Raw genomic sequence first — 13,513 nt, 5'->3', positions numbered from 1 at the left:
CGTTGACGCGCGCGGCACCTTTTATATAACGGGTCCACTCACCCCGGACCCGGTGAAACTCCGGGTGGCTCTTCTGGCCGCCGATCCGCCAGACAACGCAAAGCATCAAACCTGTTTACAAAGCCGGACGACGTCCGGTCTGGATGCATTTCTTTGCGGACTTTTCCATGTTCAATCTGACGACCTACAAGCGCGAGTGGTTCTCGAACATTCGCGCCGACATTCTCTCCGGCATCGTTGTGGCGCTGGCTCTCATTCCCGAAGCCATCGGCTTCTCGGTCATTGCCGGCGTCGACCCAAAGGTCGGGCTCTTCGCCTCCTTCGCCATCGCCTGCGTCTCCGCCTTCGTCGGCGGCCGGCCCGGCATGATCTCGGCCGCCACGGCGGCGACCGCCGTGCTGATGGTCACGCTCGTGAAGGAACACGGCCTCGAATATCTCTTCGCCGCCACGTTGTTGATGGGCTTCACCCAGATCGGCGCCGGCTTTCTGAAGCTCGGCCGCGTCATGCGCTTCGTGTCGCGTTCGGTCATCACCGGCTTCGTCAACGCTCTGGCCGTCCTCATTTTCATGGCGCAGCTGCCGGAACTCATCGGCGTACCGGGCCCGACCTATATCATGATCGCTGGGGGGCTTGCGATCATCTACCTCTTTCCATACGTCACCAAGGCCATCCCGTCGCCGCTCGTCGCCATTCTGGTGCTGACCGGCATCGCTTATTGGGGCGGCCTGGATTTGCGCACGGTCGGCGATCTCGGCGAACTGCCCTCCGCGCTGCCGATCTTCGCGCTGCCGCAGGTGCCGCTGACCTTCGAGACGCTGCAGATCATCTTCCCGTATTCCGTGGCCCTTGCTGCGGTGGGCCTGCTCGAATCGCTGCTGACGGCCCAGATCGTCGACGACATGACGGATACGCCGAGCTCGAAGAGCCAGGAATGCATCGGGCAAGGGGCCAGCAACATCGCCTCCGGCCTCATCGGCGGCATGGGCGGTTGCGCTATGATCGGCCAGTCGGTGATCAACGTCACCTCGGGCGGCCGTGGACGGCTCTCGACTTTCGTCGCCGGCGCCTTCCTGCTGTTCCTCATCCTCGTGCTGGACGATCTCGTGCGCATCATCCCGATGGCCGCACTGGTCGCCGTGATGATCATGGTCTCGGTCGGCACCTTCTCCTGGCGCTCGATCCTCGACCTGCGCCGCAATCCGCCGTCATCTTCCATCGTCATGCTGGCAACGGTCGCGACCGTCGTCGGCACGCATGACCTCGCCAAGGGCGTGCTCGTCGGCGTGCTGCTCTCCGGTGTGTTCTTTGCCGGCAAGGTGGCAAAGCTCTTCCACGTTCGTTCCGTGCTGAATGATGATGGCGACGAGCGCACCTATCATGTCGATGGCCAGATATTCTTCGCTTCGGCGGAGAGCTTCACTGCGGCTTTCGATTTCACCGAGACGCTGCGCAAGGTGACGATCGACGTCACGGAGGCACATCTCTGGGACATCACCGCCGTCGGCGCGCTCGACAAGATCGTCCTCAAATACCGCCGCCAGGGCGTCGATGTCGCCGTTATCGGCGTCAATGCAGCGAGCGCACACATGCTCGACCGCTTCGCCCTGCACGACAAGGAGCATGCGGCGTTCTCCGCGCAGAGCGGACACTGACACAGCAGCGAAGCCCGGAGGATCACTTTGGGTTTCCTTCATGCCAGGTGACAAACCGAAGGAATAGGAACGGAATTAACGCTCATTTTCGTTGACGTTGGGGGACGCGACCGTCAGCGAGGCCTCGTCGACGACCGTTATCTTCATATAATCACCGGTCACGTACATTTCCTCCGTGCCGGGCGCTTTCGCCGTGAAGCGGATACCGCGCGCTGGCGTCACGCCCTTGCAAAACATCGAATAACGCCGAACGACGCCCGCATCGGAGAATTCGCCGATGCGGGAGGATGGAAGATTGTCCCATACATCCCGCCATTCGCGCGGCAACCGGCCGCAATCGCCCCGCTCGCCATGAATGATGCGGCTTTGGCCGACGACCAGGCGGACCTCGGGCAGGTAAGTGACAAGAGGAGCATCATCGACGCTCGTCCGCCACGGTCGCCATTGCGACTCCCAAAGAAGCCCGGTTGCCACGCCCAGCGAGAAGAGACCGATGCCGGCAAGGCCCATCAGGAGCGAGCGCCCAGCGGTAGCCGTCCGCCTTGGTGTCGAAACAGGCATCACGGTTTCCTCGGCGGCCTCGTCCACGGGACCTTCCGTGGCGTTGCGTACCTGATCGTAGAGCGTATTCCATTGCACCATCAATCCGGGGTCAGTCTCGACCTTCAGCAGCCGTGACAGGACGCGCACGCTGCGCGGTCGGGGAAGATGGCGGCCGGTGCGCCAGTTGTTGAGATTGCGGACAGCCGTATCGAATTGCTTTTGCCCGTGGCTGCCCGTCATCTCGCAATATCGTGCTGCCAACGACATATTGTCGGAAAATCCGCTTTCCTCGCACAGTGCATCGAACAGCTTGTGCCAGGTATTGAATTGCTCGGTATCCCGTATCATAGGCATTTCCCTCAGAGACCTTGACCAGGCTCGATCGAGGCAGACGTCACCTCGATCTTGAAGTAGGCGTTGAGCACCTTCAGCTCCTCGACGCCCGGACGGATGGCAATGAACCTGACGGCGCGCACGACCATCTCCTTTCCGCAGCCGTTCTTCATCTTGGTGGCGAGGCCGCCATCGGCGAAAATGCCGGTCTCGCTCGTCGGTAGGTGATCCACGATGGCGGCCCATTCGGAGGGTCCACCGTCGCATCCTTCAACCGCGCCATGAATGAGCTTCTCCGTCCCGACGGAGAGGAAAGCCCTGGCGTTATAGGCAACGGTCGGGAGCTTCGCCGTGTCGATCGAAACGACGTCCGAAACCGTCAGTCCCGGCAACCCGACCGCGGCCAGGAGCCCGAACGGCAAAGTCGCCGACAGGAGAAGCGCCATTCGCGGCGACAGTGTCGCTGGCCGGGACGGCGCGATACTGTCGGCGGCAGGAGCCTCGCAATGCAGATCGGTAGTGCGGCCGCCCTCGTCACCATCCTGAAGGGCGCGGTAGGTCTTGTTCCACATCCTCTTGAGGACGGGGTCGGTTTCGACATCGAGCAATCTAGCGAGGATGGCAGCATTTCGCCGGAGCGGGATGCGCCGCCCGCGGCGCCAGCTGCGCAGGTTCTTCTCGGCCGCCTGGAAATCCTTTTCCCCGGATCGGCCCAGTTGCCGGCACAGCGCACTCGCCAGCGCGGCATTCTCGGGATATCCGCGCAGGCGGCATAACCTGTCGAACAGCAGGTGCCAACTTCTGAACCGTTCCCACTCGTCCGAAATCAAGACAAACCTTCCCCTTTGGCGTGTAGCCATACTCTAGCGGGAGGGATTAAAAGATGAACCGGCTTCGCTTGCTGTTTTTCCGATTTTTCCTGAAATTACCCAATTTTGCGCTGGCCAACTTCCGGAATTCTGCTTCCCTCCAAGCACTGGAACCAAGCGGCGGCGCCCCGCTTGATTGCCGGATCATTTGCAAGGAAACCAACACGGGAGTGTAATAACATGCGCGCCTTGGCGACGACTTTGGCTACCGCCTTTCTTATCGGATGCTTTTCTGTTTCAACTGTCCATGCTGCATGCACCGGGAGCAATGGACGGGGGTGGGCCAGCGGTAGGGGAGCAGGCAAGTTCGAAATGACCGCCCACGACAAGAGCTGCAAGATCAGCTTTCCCGGCTTCGTGGATGACGTCAGAAAAACCCGCATCCCTGCCACGGATGTCACGGTCACCAGCAAGCCGAAGAGCGGCAAGATTTCGGTCGTCGCAGGAAGGGGCCTGGTCTACACGCCCAGTGCCGGCTTCAAGGGAAAGGACAGGTTCTGCACGCGGAACACGTCGTCCAAGCTGAAGGGCAAATCCCTTTCCGGATGCATCACCGTTACAGTCCGGTAGGCGAAACCCACCGATTCCCCGTCGCCAACCGACAGCTGATCAAGCATCCCCGTCGTGCTCCCCATGGCGGGGAGCATTCGGCAATCCAAGACGACGCTGGGCGGCTCGCTCCATCCGGATATTCAAACCGGGTGGATCGAAACCCAGCAATGACGCTGTTCATCGTAGACGCTCTGGGTCGGTTCCAGTCCCTCCTTCTCATCGAAGCATCCAAAAGCGACCGCCGTCGCCCCCTGTTTGAAATCCGGCTTCCAGAAGACGGTCGAGCCGCAAGCCATGCAGAAATGAAATGCAATCCGCTTGCGCTGTCTCCCACTCTCACGAATGTTCCGGACGGCCCGTTCTCCTCTGTCGAGGTGGAGGTGTTGTTTGCCACTGAGAACTGACCCGGCCATACTCAGAGCTGGCTCACTTCTCGGTGGAAAAACCGGCTCAGTTCCGCGTGGAAACCAACAGTGCTGACCGGCAGATAGTGAGTTTCCCGCATCATCTCAATCGGCTCGTCACGGGCGGGACAGAACTGCACACTCGGGCGAACGCGTTTGTTCGGCAGGACGCGGCAAGGCTTGTCGATGGCGTGAGCGATTGATGCCGCCGATCAGAGGCTTTTTTGAGCGCGAATTGTAAGTGGGGCAAATTCGTTGGCAGGCAGCCCGGATCGTCGGCATTGATGTGTGCATAACATCGCCTTCGAAATCAGCTGGCACTCGGTGGGGATTCCTCAGCCGGGGCAAATCATGATTCGATTCAGTCATGACCAAACGGCTCCCCTCCCCCGAGCATGCCGACACGCTTTCGCTGAAGGCGTTGCGCAGTTTGGTGAATGGCCTTGTCGATCGGGTCGAGGTTCTGTCCGCGGAGGTCACGGAACTGCGTGCGGAGAACATGGCTCTTCGCGACGAGAACGAGACCCGGCGGCTCGAGAATGCGCGGCTGAAGGTGGATAACCAGAGGCTGCGCGACGAGGTTGCCCGCCTCAAGGATCTGCCGCCTCGGCCACCGTTTCGCCCGTCCGGCATGGACAAGGCGACGGATGCCGCGCCCGTCGACAAACTGGGACCGAAGAGAAGACCTCGCGGATCAAAGCTCGATGTGAAGCGGATCAGCCGGGAAGAGATATTGCGGATCAATCCGCCGGCCGGGTCACGCTTCAAGGGATACCGGAGTTGCATGGTGCGCGACCTCGTGCTGATGGCCGAGATCGTGCGGTACCGCCGCGAGTGCTGGATCACCCCGGAGGGAAGGACGGTTCTGGCACCGCTTCCCGCCGGTGTCGCCGGCGGCTATGGCGCCAACCTCAGGCGACTTTGCCTGATGCTGCATGCGCAAGGTCAGGTCACGACGCAGCGATTGACGATTTTGCTGAACGATATCGGCATCGACGTGTCGAAGCGTCAGGTCGTGAGGCTTCTGACCAGAGGAATGAACGGCCTGGCTGCCGAGGACGCAGCGGTTCTGCATGCCGGCCTGGTGTCGTCCGATTACGTGACCGTCGACGATACTGGCGCGCGGCATTTCCATAAGAACGCTTACGCGACACAAATTGGCGGCCCGAACTTTACCGTTTTCCGCACCACGCCGTCGAAGTCGCGGTTGAACTTTTTGTCGCTGCTGCGCGGTAATTATCGGGACTATGTGCTCAATGATGCTGCATTCGATTACCTGCAGGATCGCCGGACAGACCCTGTTCTTCTGTCCCGACTGAATTGGCGCGAGACGCAGCAGTTCGCCAACCAGGTTCTGTTTCTGGAGCATCTGGCCGCCAATGGCATCGACATCTTCGACAAGGAGGTGATCCGGCCGTTGGCCGAGGCCGGTATCTGGGGTGCGATCCGCCATCATGGCCTGGTCGGCAATGCAGTAATCGTCTCCGACGATGCTGGCCAGTTCCGGGTGGGAAACCATGCACTGTGTTGGGTTCATGCCGAACGTCTGCTGCAGAAACTGATGCCAGCGACGCCCGGACAGGTCCGACAGGTGGAAACTGTTCGGGACCTGATCTGGCGCTTCTACAAGGCGCTGAAAGCCTATCGGCAAAGACCGGGTGCACGGCACGCCGTCGGTCTCAAAGTGAGGTTCGACCGCATCGTCGCGATCCGCACCGGATATGACGACCTCGACAAGCTTCTGTTGCGCCTGTCGCGCCGCAAAGCCGAATTGCTGCGCGTATTGGAGCGTCCGGAGATCCCGTTGAACACCAACGCATCAGAAAATGACCTGCGCAGCCTTGTCATCAAGCGCAAGATCTCTGGCGGCACGATGAGCCGTGACGATCTCGTTGCCCGCGACACGCTGCTCGGCTTGATGAAGACGTGTCAAAAGCTAGGCCTATCGTTTTGGCACTATCTGGGCTATCGGCTGGGAATCGGCGGTCAGCACGTCATCCCGCCCTTGGCGACGTTAATCGCGGCGCAGGCCTGAAAACGCCCCTCCCCTCTCGAACCCGCGAACATTAACGAGCGAGCTTCCTTGATCAGCGCGCGCGGCGCGCATCAGGCTGGCTGGTTTGCTCGTTCATTCAGCAGTGCCACCGAATCTGCCCCACCTACCCGCGAATTGCACCCGTCTGGTTGGGTGAGCCGCGTTGCAACGCATTGAAATCATGGTTAATAAATTGCTACATGAAAACTATTTCGGCCTTTTCTTTCATCACTGACTGGGACTTGCAGCGAACCCATAACTATCGATAGGTACCCTGTATCGATAGTGACAACTTTGGCGGCGCAAAGGCGGTATGTCGGCCGTGCTGAATCGTCAGAAAAGCCCGGCTTTCCGGGCTTCTAGGGCGGTTTCGGCCGGGACAACCGGACTCGACGACACAGAATTCGACCGCCACCGGCAGCGCGCCTGGCCCCTCGCCTTCTCCAGAATTGGGTTTCCCGCACCCGCCTGCAGACTCGTGCTTCCGCAGCCATCTCCAAAACCGCTGATTTTCCGACATTTCCGCCACAGAAGCCCGCTGACGCGCGTTTGCCTATATGGATGCTCCGTTGCTCGTCTCGGGTCACGATTTGAATCTAGTGGGCCTCTATTCAACGCATAACACACGCTTGCAACTGAGCATTTTCTCGCGCATTCCTTATTTGTACAAAGCACCTCGAAACGAGGCCGTTAGAAGCGCGATGGCGAAGCGACAAACCGTTAACGTCCCACAGCCGTTCAAGCGGCAGATCGGCTACGCCCGCGTCTCGACGGACGACCAGGTCCACGATGCCCAAATCGATGAGCTGCGGGTCGCCGGCTGCGATCGGATCTATCAGGAGCATGGCTCCGGGGCGTCTCGCTCTCGCCCGGTCTTGACCAAATTGCTCGGCGAGCTCACCGCCGGCGACGTCCTCGTCGTCGTCCGCCTCGATCGGCTGGCCCGGTCGGTGAGCCATCTCTTGGCAGTGATCGAGGATCTTGAAGAGCGTGGCGTCCATTTCCGCTCGATCCGCGATCCGATCGATACCTCGACCCCGCAGGGCATGTTTTCGCTTCAGGTTCTTGGTGCGGTCGCGCAGCTCGAGCGGGCGCTGATTGCCGAACGCACCAAAGCCGGCATCAAGGCGGCGAGGGCGCGCGGCAAGCTTCCTGGAAACCCGGGTCTGCGAGAACGGCGACCGGAGGCGATCAAGGCAGTCTCACAAGCACGCGAAAAGCTCTATCTCGATGAACTCGTAGCGTCGGCGCAATCATGGCTACCACTCGTACGGCAACTGCGGCCTCAGCATAGCTGGGACAATGTCGTTCGGGTCCTCAATCGCCGCGGTCACGATTGGACCGTCGAGCGCCTGCGTCGCGCCGTTCATCGACTGGTCCGCGAAAAGCTCGCGGAAAAGGAGCTCCTCACCCGCTCCCCTCGCCGCGCTCCCGAGGACCATCTGATGAAGCTGGTTGCGGCGATCGCCATTGCCGATCCCGATCTGTCGCTACGCGACATTGCCGCGCAACTGGATCAGATGGGCGAACGGCCGGTGCGCGGCGGCAAGAAATGGCAGCCCTCTTCCGTCCGCGACCTGCTGGACGAAGCCCACCGCTTTGGCCTCATTCGCCGCTGAGGGCGCGGCTCATCAGCCGACTGATTGCGCGCTTCCTCTTGCTGCCGCTGTTGGCCGGCAGGGTCTTCCAGGCTTGGCTCTTGACGATCTGCAGCGCCAGGCGACGGTAGTCGCCATCGTCTCGCAGTTTCAGCCAAGCGCCTTCATCCTGGGCCGCGGCGGTGGGTTCTTCCGGCACCGAATCCGCTCCCCGAAAATTCCGGAAGGCCGCATGCAGGAAGGGCGGGCCGTTTGTCGCTCTGGTCCATCCGCGCTTTGACTGCCTTCCAGGACGGCGGGCGCAGGTTCTGCTGGTGACGGTCCCGGAGAACCTGGTCGTGAACCGCGCTGATGGTCGGAGTTCGCGAGCGCACAAGATTGCCCCGATCGCAAGCCTGACCCCGTCTTCCTGATCGGCCGAGAGCAGGCGCCTCCCCTTCTCTGGACCCGGCATTTCGTCGAGAAGCGAACTGGTGACAGGCTTTTTGCGAAACTTGGCGACGAGTTTATAGTGCCGCGTGCGCTTCAATCCGAGCTGTCGGCAGGCCGAAGCGATATCTCCCCGAGATATGCGCGTTGCCAAGATCAAAGGCCGTATGATGGCCTCGCGTGCCACGGCCTTCTGCTAGGCCGGGTCACTCACCGCAAGCTTATCCGCTCCGTCGGTCATCGAACACGTTCTCGTTCCTGCCGCAGGCGCGAAGGCAATTCCCGGGTCAGGAGGGTGACCGTTCATCGTTACAGACCGACGACAGAAAGGTGATAAAAATCCGCCGAACCGATCTTCGCCGGTGCCAAGTCTTTAAAAAACAGTAAAGTCCGATCCGGTCATCCTAGAAAACCGACAGTTGGGGTGGCCCGTTTGGTGATGTCCGTCTGGTTTCTCCGATACAGGCCCATGTCACCTTGAGATTGTTTACATCATTGCTTATGTTGCAATCATTGATGACTAAGCGCCGGAGACGGACCATGGCCAGCATGTCGATTCGCAACATCGACGATCGGCTGAAGCAGAGGCTGCGCGTTCGCGCCGCCACGCACGGCCGCTCGATGAAGGACGAAGCCCGCGATATCCTCGAAACCGTGCTGGCCCTGCAGGAGCCGACGTCGGGCAATTTCGCCGGCGCCATTCGCGCCCGCCTACAGCCGCTCGGCGGCGTCGAGTTTGAAATCCCCGCGCGCGAGCCGATCCGTGACGCCCCGGACTTTTCCGCCGCATGATCGTACTGGACACGTCATCTCCGAGTTGTTGCTGCCTGTCCCGGAGCCTTCCGTAGTCGATTGGCCCGCGGAACAGCCAGCCGCCATCTTTACGACCGCGGTCACCGAGGCCGAGATCCTCTACGGACTGCGTTTACTCCCCGATGGCCGGCGCCGACGCGACCTCGAAGCGGCCATCCTTCCGATCTTTGCGCAGGACCTCGCCGGTCGTGTTCTGCCGTTCGACTGCGACGCTGCCGACTTCTACGGCTCGATCGCCACCGATAGGCGCAGAATTGGCCGCCCCATCAGCCAGTTCGATGCTCAGATCGCCGCCATCGCGCTTTCTCGCGGTGGAGTGCTGGCAACGCGGAATGTTGTCGACTTTGAAGAAGTCGGTCTGAGCATCATAAACCCTTGGGAGGTCCGCTGAGGTGGCTGGACACCGCACACCACCGAGCGTCCCAGCTGAAGAAATCCTTAACCGAGCCGAGCAACTGGATGGGCTCGACGCCATCCTGCCGTTCGACCGACGGGACCAGCTGGCGGTGCTGCTGACCGATGACGACGTCGCCACGCTGAAGCATCTGGCGAAGGAAGGCACGGGCGCGAACACGTTGCGGACGCTTGCCTCCGACCTCGCCTACCTCGAGGCCTGGTGTGCGCTGGCTACCGGCACTCCCTCCCTGGCCTGCCCCGAGGCGCTGTACGCCATTGCGGCGAGCCCAATTGTAGGAGCCAATTCTACCGGGGGGTTGCCGAGCGCAGTGGGTCGGTGAGGTCTGCGCCGGCCAATACCTACTATCATGGCGTTGTCGAAGACGATGGACAGGAAATTCGCGAGCGTGATCGAGCCAACCCCGCTCGGCTATGCTCGGTGGTCAGCTGACCACTGGTGTAACTTACTGAAAATTATCGGTTTTCTGGAAAGACCTCTTGCCGGGATCGGTTCTCTGGGCGTTCGGATGCCTGATTCGTGGGGGTGAGCGGAGGTGCGTGATCAAAGAGGCAACCCGACTGGATCAACATTTGCCAAACTGCATGCACGCCAGCTAGCGCTCCCACTCGTACTTTCATTGAGGATTGGCTTTTCCGTCACTGGAGGCCGCTCTTGTGCAGCAGGACTGCCTTGACCGGATGGCGGATCAGCAACGCGACATTGTAGCCGTCCTTGTTCCGGGCACAGACTGGAATGTTAGGTCGACCGACCGCAGCAGTTCGATGATTGGGGGCACGCTGCTGTGTGCTTCACGACTGACTGCGAATCCTGGGCGATATCGGCGTCGCTGATCAGGATCGCAGGGCCGGGGAGCCGTACGCCGGCATAGGTCTGAAACGCGACCGTGCCGAGCAGCAGCGGGATTTCAGGTTCAGGTGGATCGACTGCGCCGTCAGGGCCCGCGGTGGACATTGCCCCACTGATCGATGCGGCGGAACGCCGGGTCGGTGTCGATCCGGGCCTGCTGCAGCCGGTGTCTCAGCGCCTCCACCGGCCGTTCGATCATCAGCGAGCGCCTCGTCGGGTCTGATCGTCTTGGTGCGGCCGAAGCGAATTGCCAGGCAGGGGCAGGGGAGGGAAGGCCGGAACGTTGGGCACGGCATGCGCCGGTTCTTCCTCAACCAGGTTCTCAGGTTTGCGATCTCCGAGCGGCGGCCGCTGCCGGAGGCGAAGGCGGTCAGGAGGATGGCGCGGAAATGGCGCCGGAAAGCCCACGCCCACGCGTCAAGATCGACCAGGAGGTCAATCGCCGTCTCACCGTCGCCGGCGCATGCGGTTCGTCGACGCGCAGCAGTCCCTGGTTTCGCAATCCGCTCCCAACCTCCACCGGCATCCCATGCGAAGGTTCGTTCTCGCGTCGGGTCTCGATCACCATGGCAGCCTCCATGACGGTTGCGGCAGAGATGAGCCGGACGGGTCGTCCGCGATGCGCTCGTAGAAAGCTGCCGCTTCCGGCTAATTGAAGGCGATGACGGCAATCGATGACCATCAAGATGGCAGTCCGTTTTCGTCGTAGCTGAGAATCTCGTCGGCCATGTGGTTGTCGAGGATAGGCAGGGCGTTCCAGCGTCGCTGGATCGCCTCGAGATCCTCGAGCAAAGCGGCCTTGCGCAAGTCGGAGCCAAGCCGACGCAGGCGCTCTTCGAGCGCGCGCTTGGTTGCCATCGTGATGCTTTCACCGGTCCGTTCGGCAAGGGCTCGGGCTAAGTGTTCGGTGTCGTGGTCTTTGATACTCAGCGCCATCTTTGTCGTCCAACGTTGCTGATTGTCTACATTCTACCTCAGTAGCACAGCAGGTCACGTCATTGATGCGCCACCTTGACGGCGGCGCACCGGTTCAAGGACTGAGGTCCGGTGGCTCTTCGCCAGCCACGGGTGAAGCCGTGGCCATAGCAATAGCTGCGACCCTGAGCTTCTCCTCCACGGCATCCCGCTCGGCCAGCAGCGTCCGGAAAGCTTCCAGCGCGTTGCCGTCGTGCATTTCGAGGATCGCGGCTGCCTGGTCCATTCGGGGCGGTTCGTCTGCTGTTGCGACGTTCATTGGAGTGGCAAGCGGAGTTGAGCGCCAGCCCTTCGCAACACATAGATGGGACGCGATGCTTCCAGTTGCTTCTGTGCGTCCACGCGACGCGCAAGGAGGCGTTCGCGAAGCGCCTTTGAGGCTGCGACTGCAGCGCGGACATTCGCCATGACTCTGTCGGTGTCGGCCATGACGAGAACCCCCGTGTGTTCTCTTTATGTTCTCATTTGAGATGAGGTGAGTCAAGCCTCAGCCACGTCCATATAGTGTGACTGAAAAGTGCCATGGGGACGGGAGCCGCGGTTGTCAGCTCTTTGTGGAGTGGGGGCAGGCTTTGTGAAAAATGTCAGCTTTCTGCCACAAGACTGTCGAAGCTTGCCAACACCACCTCGACGAGGGTCTGACCCCGAGTATTCGCAATACCAGCGTATTCGTCGTCATCGCCGCCGCGCGCTGTGACTGTCAGCCAGCCACCCTAGTAGGTAAGAATCGCTTGCGACACGACGGTCGTTCGGAACGTGGAGTTTCGACTTGTGCCTTGCTCCACCTGCGAATGGGCCACAGTTGGGCTACGACGTGTGATATTTCTACCTCATCCGATGACATTGCAACGTACTGTACAACTTCAGCTAACGGGTCAACTGGCGCACAACGATCATGTCCTCTATAGCCTCGATCTGAGGCGTCTTGCGTACGCTGGGGATTCGAATGCTGGGGGGCATTTTTTTGAAGCGCAACATCCATTGCATCGCGATGGCTGCATCCTTGATGCTTGGCCTGCAATCTGCTTCTGCCGCTGATCCATTTTTCTCGGCAGCAACGGCACCCACCTGGTCCGGCTGCTATCTCGGCGCCAATGCCGGCTACACCCGCGCCGACGTGGATGCGACCGACGCGCCCTTCCGTAACGGCCCCTTCGGCGGCAGCGGCATTTCCTGGAACAGCGCCGGCGCGCCCTACGAGACGATCGACATGGACGACGGCGGCCTCTCCGGCGGCCTCGAGGCGGGCTGCGACTACCAGTTCGATCTCGGCGGAACGGCCTTCGTGCTCGGCGGTGTCGCCGATTTCTCGCTGATGAACCTCGGCGACACCGGCACCTCGGCGATCAACGCCGACACCCATACCGGCTTCGACGTCGACTGGGCCGCGAGCGCCCGCCTGCGCGCCGGCATCGCCGCCTCCGACCTGCTCTTCTACGTCACCGGCGGCTATGCGCTCGCCGATGTCGACGTGCGCGCCTACGACCGCACCGGCGCGACCCGGATGGACGTGACGGGCGGCGGTACGGAGAGCGGCTGGGTCGCCGGCGGCGGCGTCGAGTGGCGCTTCAAGCCGGATTGGTCGGTTGGCCTCGAATACCTGCACTACGACTTCGGCACGGTGACCGCGACGGGACCTGCGACCTTTCCGGCCGACGCCAATCCGCGCTTCGACAACGACGTCAGCTTCGACACGATCCGCATCGGGCTGAAGTGGCGGATGTAGGAAAGCGCCGGCTGGATGTCCCACAGTCCGTTGCAGCGCCAATACAACCTCAATGTCTGACCCCTGTTGCCGTACCTACGATCTGCGCAACGGCGAAAATGAACAACTAAGATACCGCTGGAGCAGCGAACATGTCCGCACCGACAAGCATCAATTTCGACGGACTGGTGGATGAAAATGATGCCGTCCCTACCTGGCAGGGAGGTGGATGGACGGTTTCCTTTCTGAACGGTACGTCGATCGAATACATCGAGGTCAACAACAACATAGCGCCAATTTCGACGGGATCGGACCATGCCCTTTTCGTAACAGGTGAT

General features: G+C 61.1%; 14 protein-coding genes, 1 pseudogene and 1 other annotated feature. Of the genes and pseudogenes, 8 read left to right on the top strand and 7 right to left on the bottom strand.

What is annotated here, in order from left to right:
* Nucleotides 1-42 precede the first annotated feature (42 nt).
* Nucleotides 43-98: a sequence feature (sul1 is cis-regulatory element that is thought to sense ions involved in sulfur or methionine metabolism; They are found in Alphaproteobacteria), on the top strand.
* A gap of 69 nt (nucleotides 99-167) precedes the next feature.
* A complete protein-coding gene (locus OCK02_RS22145; RefSeq protein WP_183808141.1) occupies nucleotides 168-1,655 on the top strand; it encodes a SulP family inorganic anion transporter in 1,488 nt (495 codons plus the stop codon).
* A 75-nt stretch (nucleotides 1,656-1,730) separates the two neighbouring features.
* Here the strand turns inward: OCK02_RS22145 and OCK02_RS22140 are convergent, their stop codons facing one another.
* Both OCK02_RS22140 and OCK02_RS22135 read right to left on the bottom strand, forming a co-directional pair.
* Entirely contained in the window at nucleotides 1,731-2,546 is an 816-nt protein-coding gene (locus OCK02_RS22140) for a hypothetical protein (RefSeq protein ID WP_263814910.1), read from the bottom strand.
* A gap of 11 nt (nucleotides 2,547-2,557) precedes the next feature.
* Entirely contained in the window at nucleotides 2,558-3,361 is an 804-nt protein-coding gene (locus tag OCK02_RS22135) for a hypothetical protein (protein ID WP_263814909.1), read from the bottom strand.
* A 351-nt stretch (nucleotides 3,362-3,712) separates the two neighbouring features.
* On the opposite strand from OCK02_RS22135, the gene OCK02_RS22130 reads away from it, so the two are divergent.
* Entirely contained in the window at nucleotides 3,713-3,970 is a 258-nt protein-coding gene (locus OCK02_RS22130) for an Ig-like domain-containing protein (protein WP_210300445.1), read from the top strand.
* Between the two features lie 122 nt (nucleotides 3,971-4,092).
* Here the strand turns inward: OCK02_RS22130 and OCK02_RS26255 are convergent, their stop codons facing one another.
* Nucleotides 4,093-4,365: a GFA family protein gene (locus OCK02_RS26255; RefSeq protein WP_412178891.1), complete on the bottom strand. Its 273-nt coding sequence runs from the start codon at nucleotides 4,363-4,365 to the stop codon at nucleotides 4,093-4,095.
* A gap of 358 nt (nucleotides 4,366-4,723) precedes the next feature.
* Here OCK02_RS26255 and OCK02_RS22120 point away from each other — a divergent pair, with 358 nt between their 5' ends.
* Nucleotides 4,724-6,391 carry an IS66 family transposase gene (locus tag OCK02_RS22120; RefSeq protein WP_263814907.1) on the top strand — a complete coding sequence of 556 codons (1,668 nt, stop codon included), beginning with the start codon at nucleotides 4,724-4,726 and terminating at the stop codon, nucleotides 6,389-6,391.
* A gap of 701 nt (nucleotides 6,392-7,092) precedes the next feature.
* Complete coding sequence (locus tag OCK02_RS22115; RefSeq protein WP_263814906.1) at nucleotides 7,093-8,010, top strand: recombinase family protein; 918 nt, start codon at nucleotides 7,093-7,095, stop codon at nucleotides 8,008-8,010.
* Here the strand turns inward: OCK02_RS22115 and OCK02_RS22110 are convergent.
* On the bottom strand, nucleotides 7,997-8,188 hold the full coding sequence (locus OCK02_RS22110; RefSeq protein ID WP_263814905.1) for a hypothetical protein: 192 nt from the start codon (nucleotides 8,186-8,188) through the stop codon (nucleotides 7,997-7,999). The two genes, OCK02_RS22115 and OCK02_RS22110, sit on opposite strands and share 14 nt — an antisense overlap.
* 770 nt (nucleotides 8,189-8,958) lie before the next feature.
* On the opposite strand from OCK02_RS22110, the gene OCK02_RS22105 reads away from it, so the two are divergent.
* The 3 genes and pseudogenes from OCK02_RS22105 to OCK02_RS22095 form a co-directional block, all read left to right on the top strand.
* A complete protein-coding gene (locus OCK02_RS22105) occupies nucleotides 8,959-9,210 on the top strand; it encodes a FitA-like ribbon-helix-helix domain-containing protein (protein WP_263814904.1) in 252 nt (83 codons plus the stop codon).
* Nucleotides 9,182-9,622 (top strand): type II toxin-antitoxin system VapC family toxin, encoded by a 441-nt coding sequence (locus OCK02_RS22100; protein WP_412178890.1) that lies wholly within the window; start codon nucleotides 9,182-9,184, stop codon nucleotides 9,620-9,622. The genes OCK02_RS22105 and OCK02_RS22100 overlap by 29 nt, the downstream gene beginning before the upstream one ends.
* A gap of 1 nt (nucleotide 9,623) precedes the next feature.
* Nucleotides 9,624-9,888, top strand: a pseudogene (locus OCK02_RS22095) (integrase); the annotation flags it as partial.
* A gap of 977 nt (nucleotides 9,889-10,865) precedes the next feature.
* Here the strand turns inward: OCK02_RS22095 and OCK02_RS22085 are convergent.
* The 3 genes from OCK02_RS22085 to OCK02_RS22075 all read right to left on the bottom strand — a co-directional run bounded on the left by OCK02_RS22085 (nucleotide 10,866) and on the right by OCK02_RS22075 (nucleotide 11,696).
* The gene (locus OCK02_RS22085; RefSeq protein WP_263814902.1) at nucleotides 10,866-11,063 is read right to left on the bottom strand and encodes a hypothetical protein; all 198 of its coding nucleotides are present in this window, start codon (nucleotides 11,061-11,063) and stop codon (nucleotides 10,866-10,868) included.
* Between the two features lie 113 nt (nucleotides 11,064-11,176).
* On the bottom strand, nucleotides 11,177-11,431 hold the full coding sequence (locus tag OCK02_RS22080) for a type II toxin-antitoxin system VapB family antitoxin (RefSeq protein ID WP_263814901.1): 255 nt from the start codon (nucleotides 11,429-11,431) through the stop codon (nucleotides 11,177-11,179).
* Nucleotides 11,432-11,525: 94 nt separating this feature from the next.
* Nucleotides 11,526-11,696 (bottom strand): hypothetical protein, encoded by a 171-nt coding sequence (locus OCK02_RS22075; RefSeq protein ID WP_263814900.1) that lies wholly within the window; start codon nucleotides 11,694-11,696, stop codon nucleotides 11,526-11,528.
* A 720-nt stretch (nucleotides 11,697-12,416) separates the two neighbouring features.
* Here OCK02_RS22075 and OCK02_RS22070 point away from each other — a divergent pair.
* Entirely contained in the window at nucleotides 12,417-13,196 is a 780-nt protein-coding gene (locus OCK02_RS22070) for an outer membrane protein (protein ID WP_263814899.1), read from the top strand.
* Nucleotides 13,197-13,513 lie beyond the last annotated feature (317 nt).

The organism is Rhizobium sp. TRM96647 (assembly GCF_025780115.1).
Classification (GTDB): domain Bacteria; phylum Pseudomonadota; class Alphaproteobacteria; order Rhizobiales; family Rhizobiaceae; genus Mycoplana.
This window is presented reverse-complemented; position numbering and strand designations above follow the sequence as displayed.

Bases quoted from the DNA above. Each gene is read 5' to 3' on its own strand.
- OCK02_RS22070 (WP_263814899.1), top strand. From the start codon at position 12,417: ATGCTGGGGGGCATTTTTTTGAAGCGCAACATCCATTGCATCGCGATG.
- OCK02_RS22120 (WP_263814907.1), top strand. From the start codon at position 4,724: ATGACCAAACGGCTCCCCTCCCCCGAGCATGCCGACACGCTTTCGCTG.
- OCK02_RS22085 (WP_263814902.1), bottom strand. From the start codon at position 11,063: ATGGTGATCGAGACCCGACGCGAGAACGAACCTTCGCATGGGATGCCG.
- OCK02_RS26255 (WP_412178891.1), bottom strand. From the start codon at position 4,365: ATGGCCGGGTCAGTTCTCAGTGGCAAACAACACCTCCACCTCGACAGA.
- OCK02_RS22130 (WP_210300445.1), top strand. From the start codon at position 3,713: ATGACCGCCCACGACAAGAGCTGCAAGATCAGCTTTCCCGGCTTCGTG.
- OCK02_RS22145 (WP_183808141.1), top strand. From the start codon at position 168: ATGTTCAATCTGACGACCTACAAGCGCGAGTGGTTCTCGAACATTCGC.
- OCK02_RS22080 (WP_263814901.1), bottom strand. From the start codon at position 11,431: ATGGCGCTGAGTATCAAAGACCACGACACCGAACACTTAGCCCGAGCC.
- OCK02_RS22140 (WP_263814910.1), bottom strand. From the start codon at position 2,546: ATGATACGGGATACCGAGCAATTCAATACCTGGCACAAGCTGTTCGAT.
- OCK02_RS22115 (WP_263814906.1), top strand. From the start codon at position 7,093: ATGGCGAAGCGACAAACCGTTAACGTCCCACAGCCGTTCAAGCGGCAG.
- OCK02_RS22075 (WP_263814900.1), bottom strand. From the start codon at position 11,696: ATGGACCAGGCAGCCGCGATCCTCGAAATGCACGACGGCAACGCGCTG.
- OCK02_RS22105 (WP_263814904.1), top strand. From the start codon at position 8,959: ATGGCCAGCATGTCGATTCGCAACATCGACGATCGGCTGAAGCAGAGG.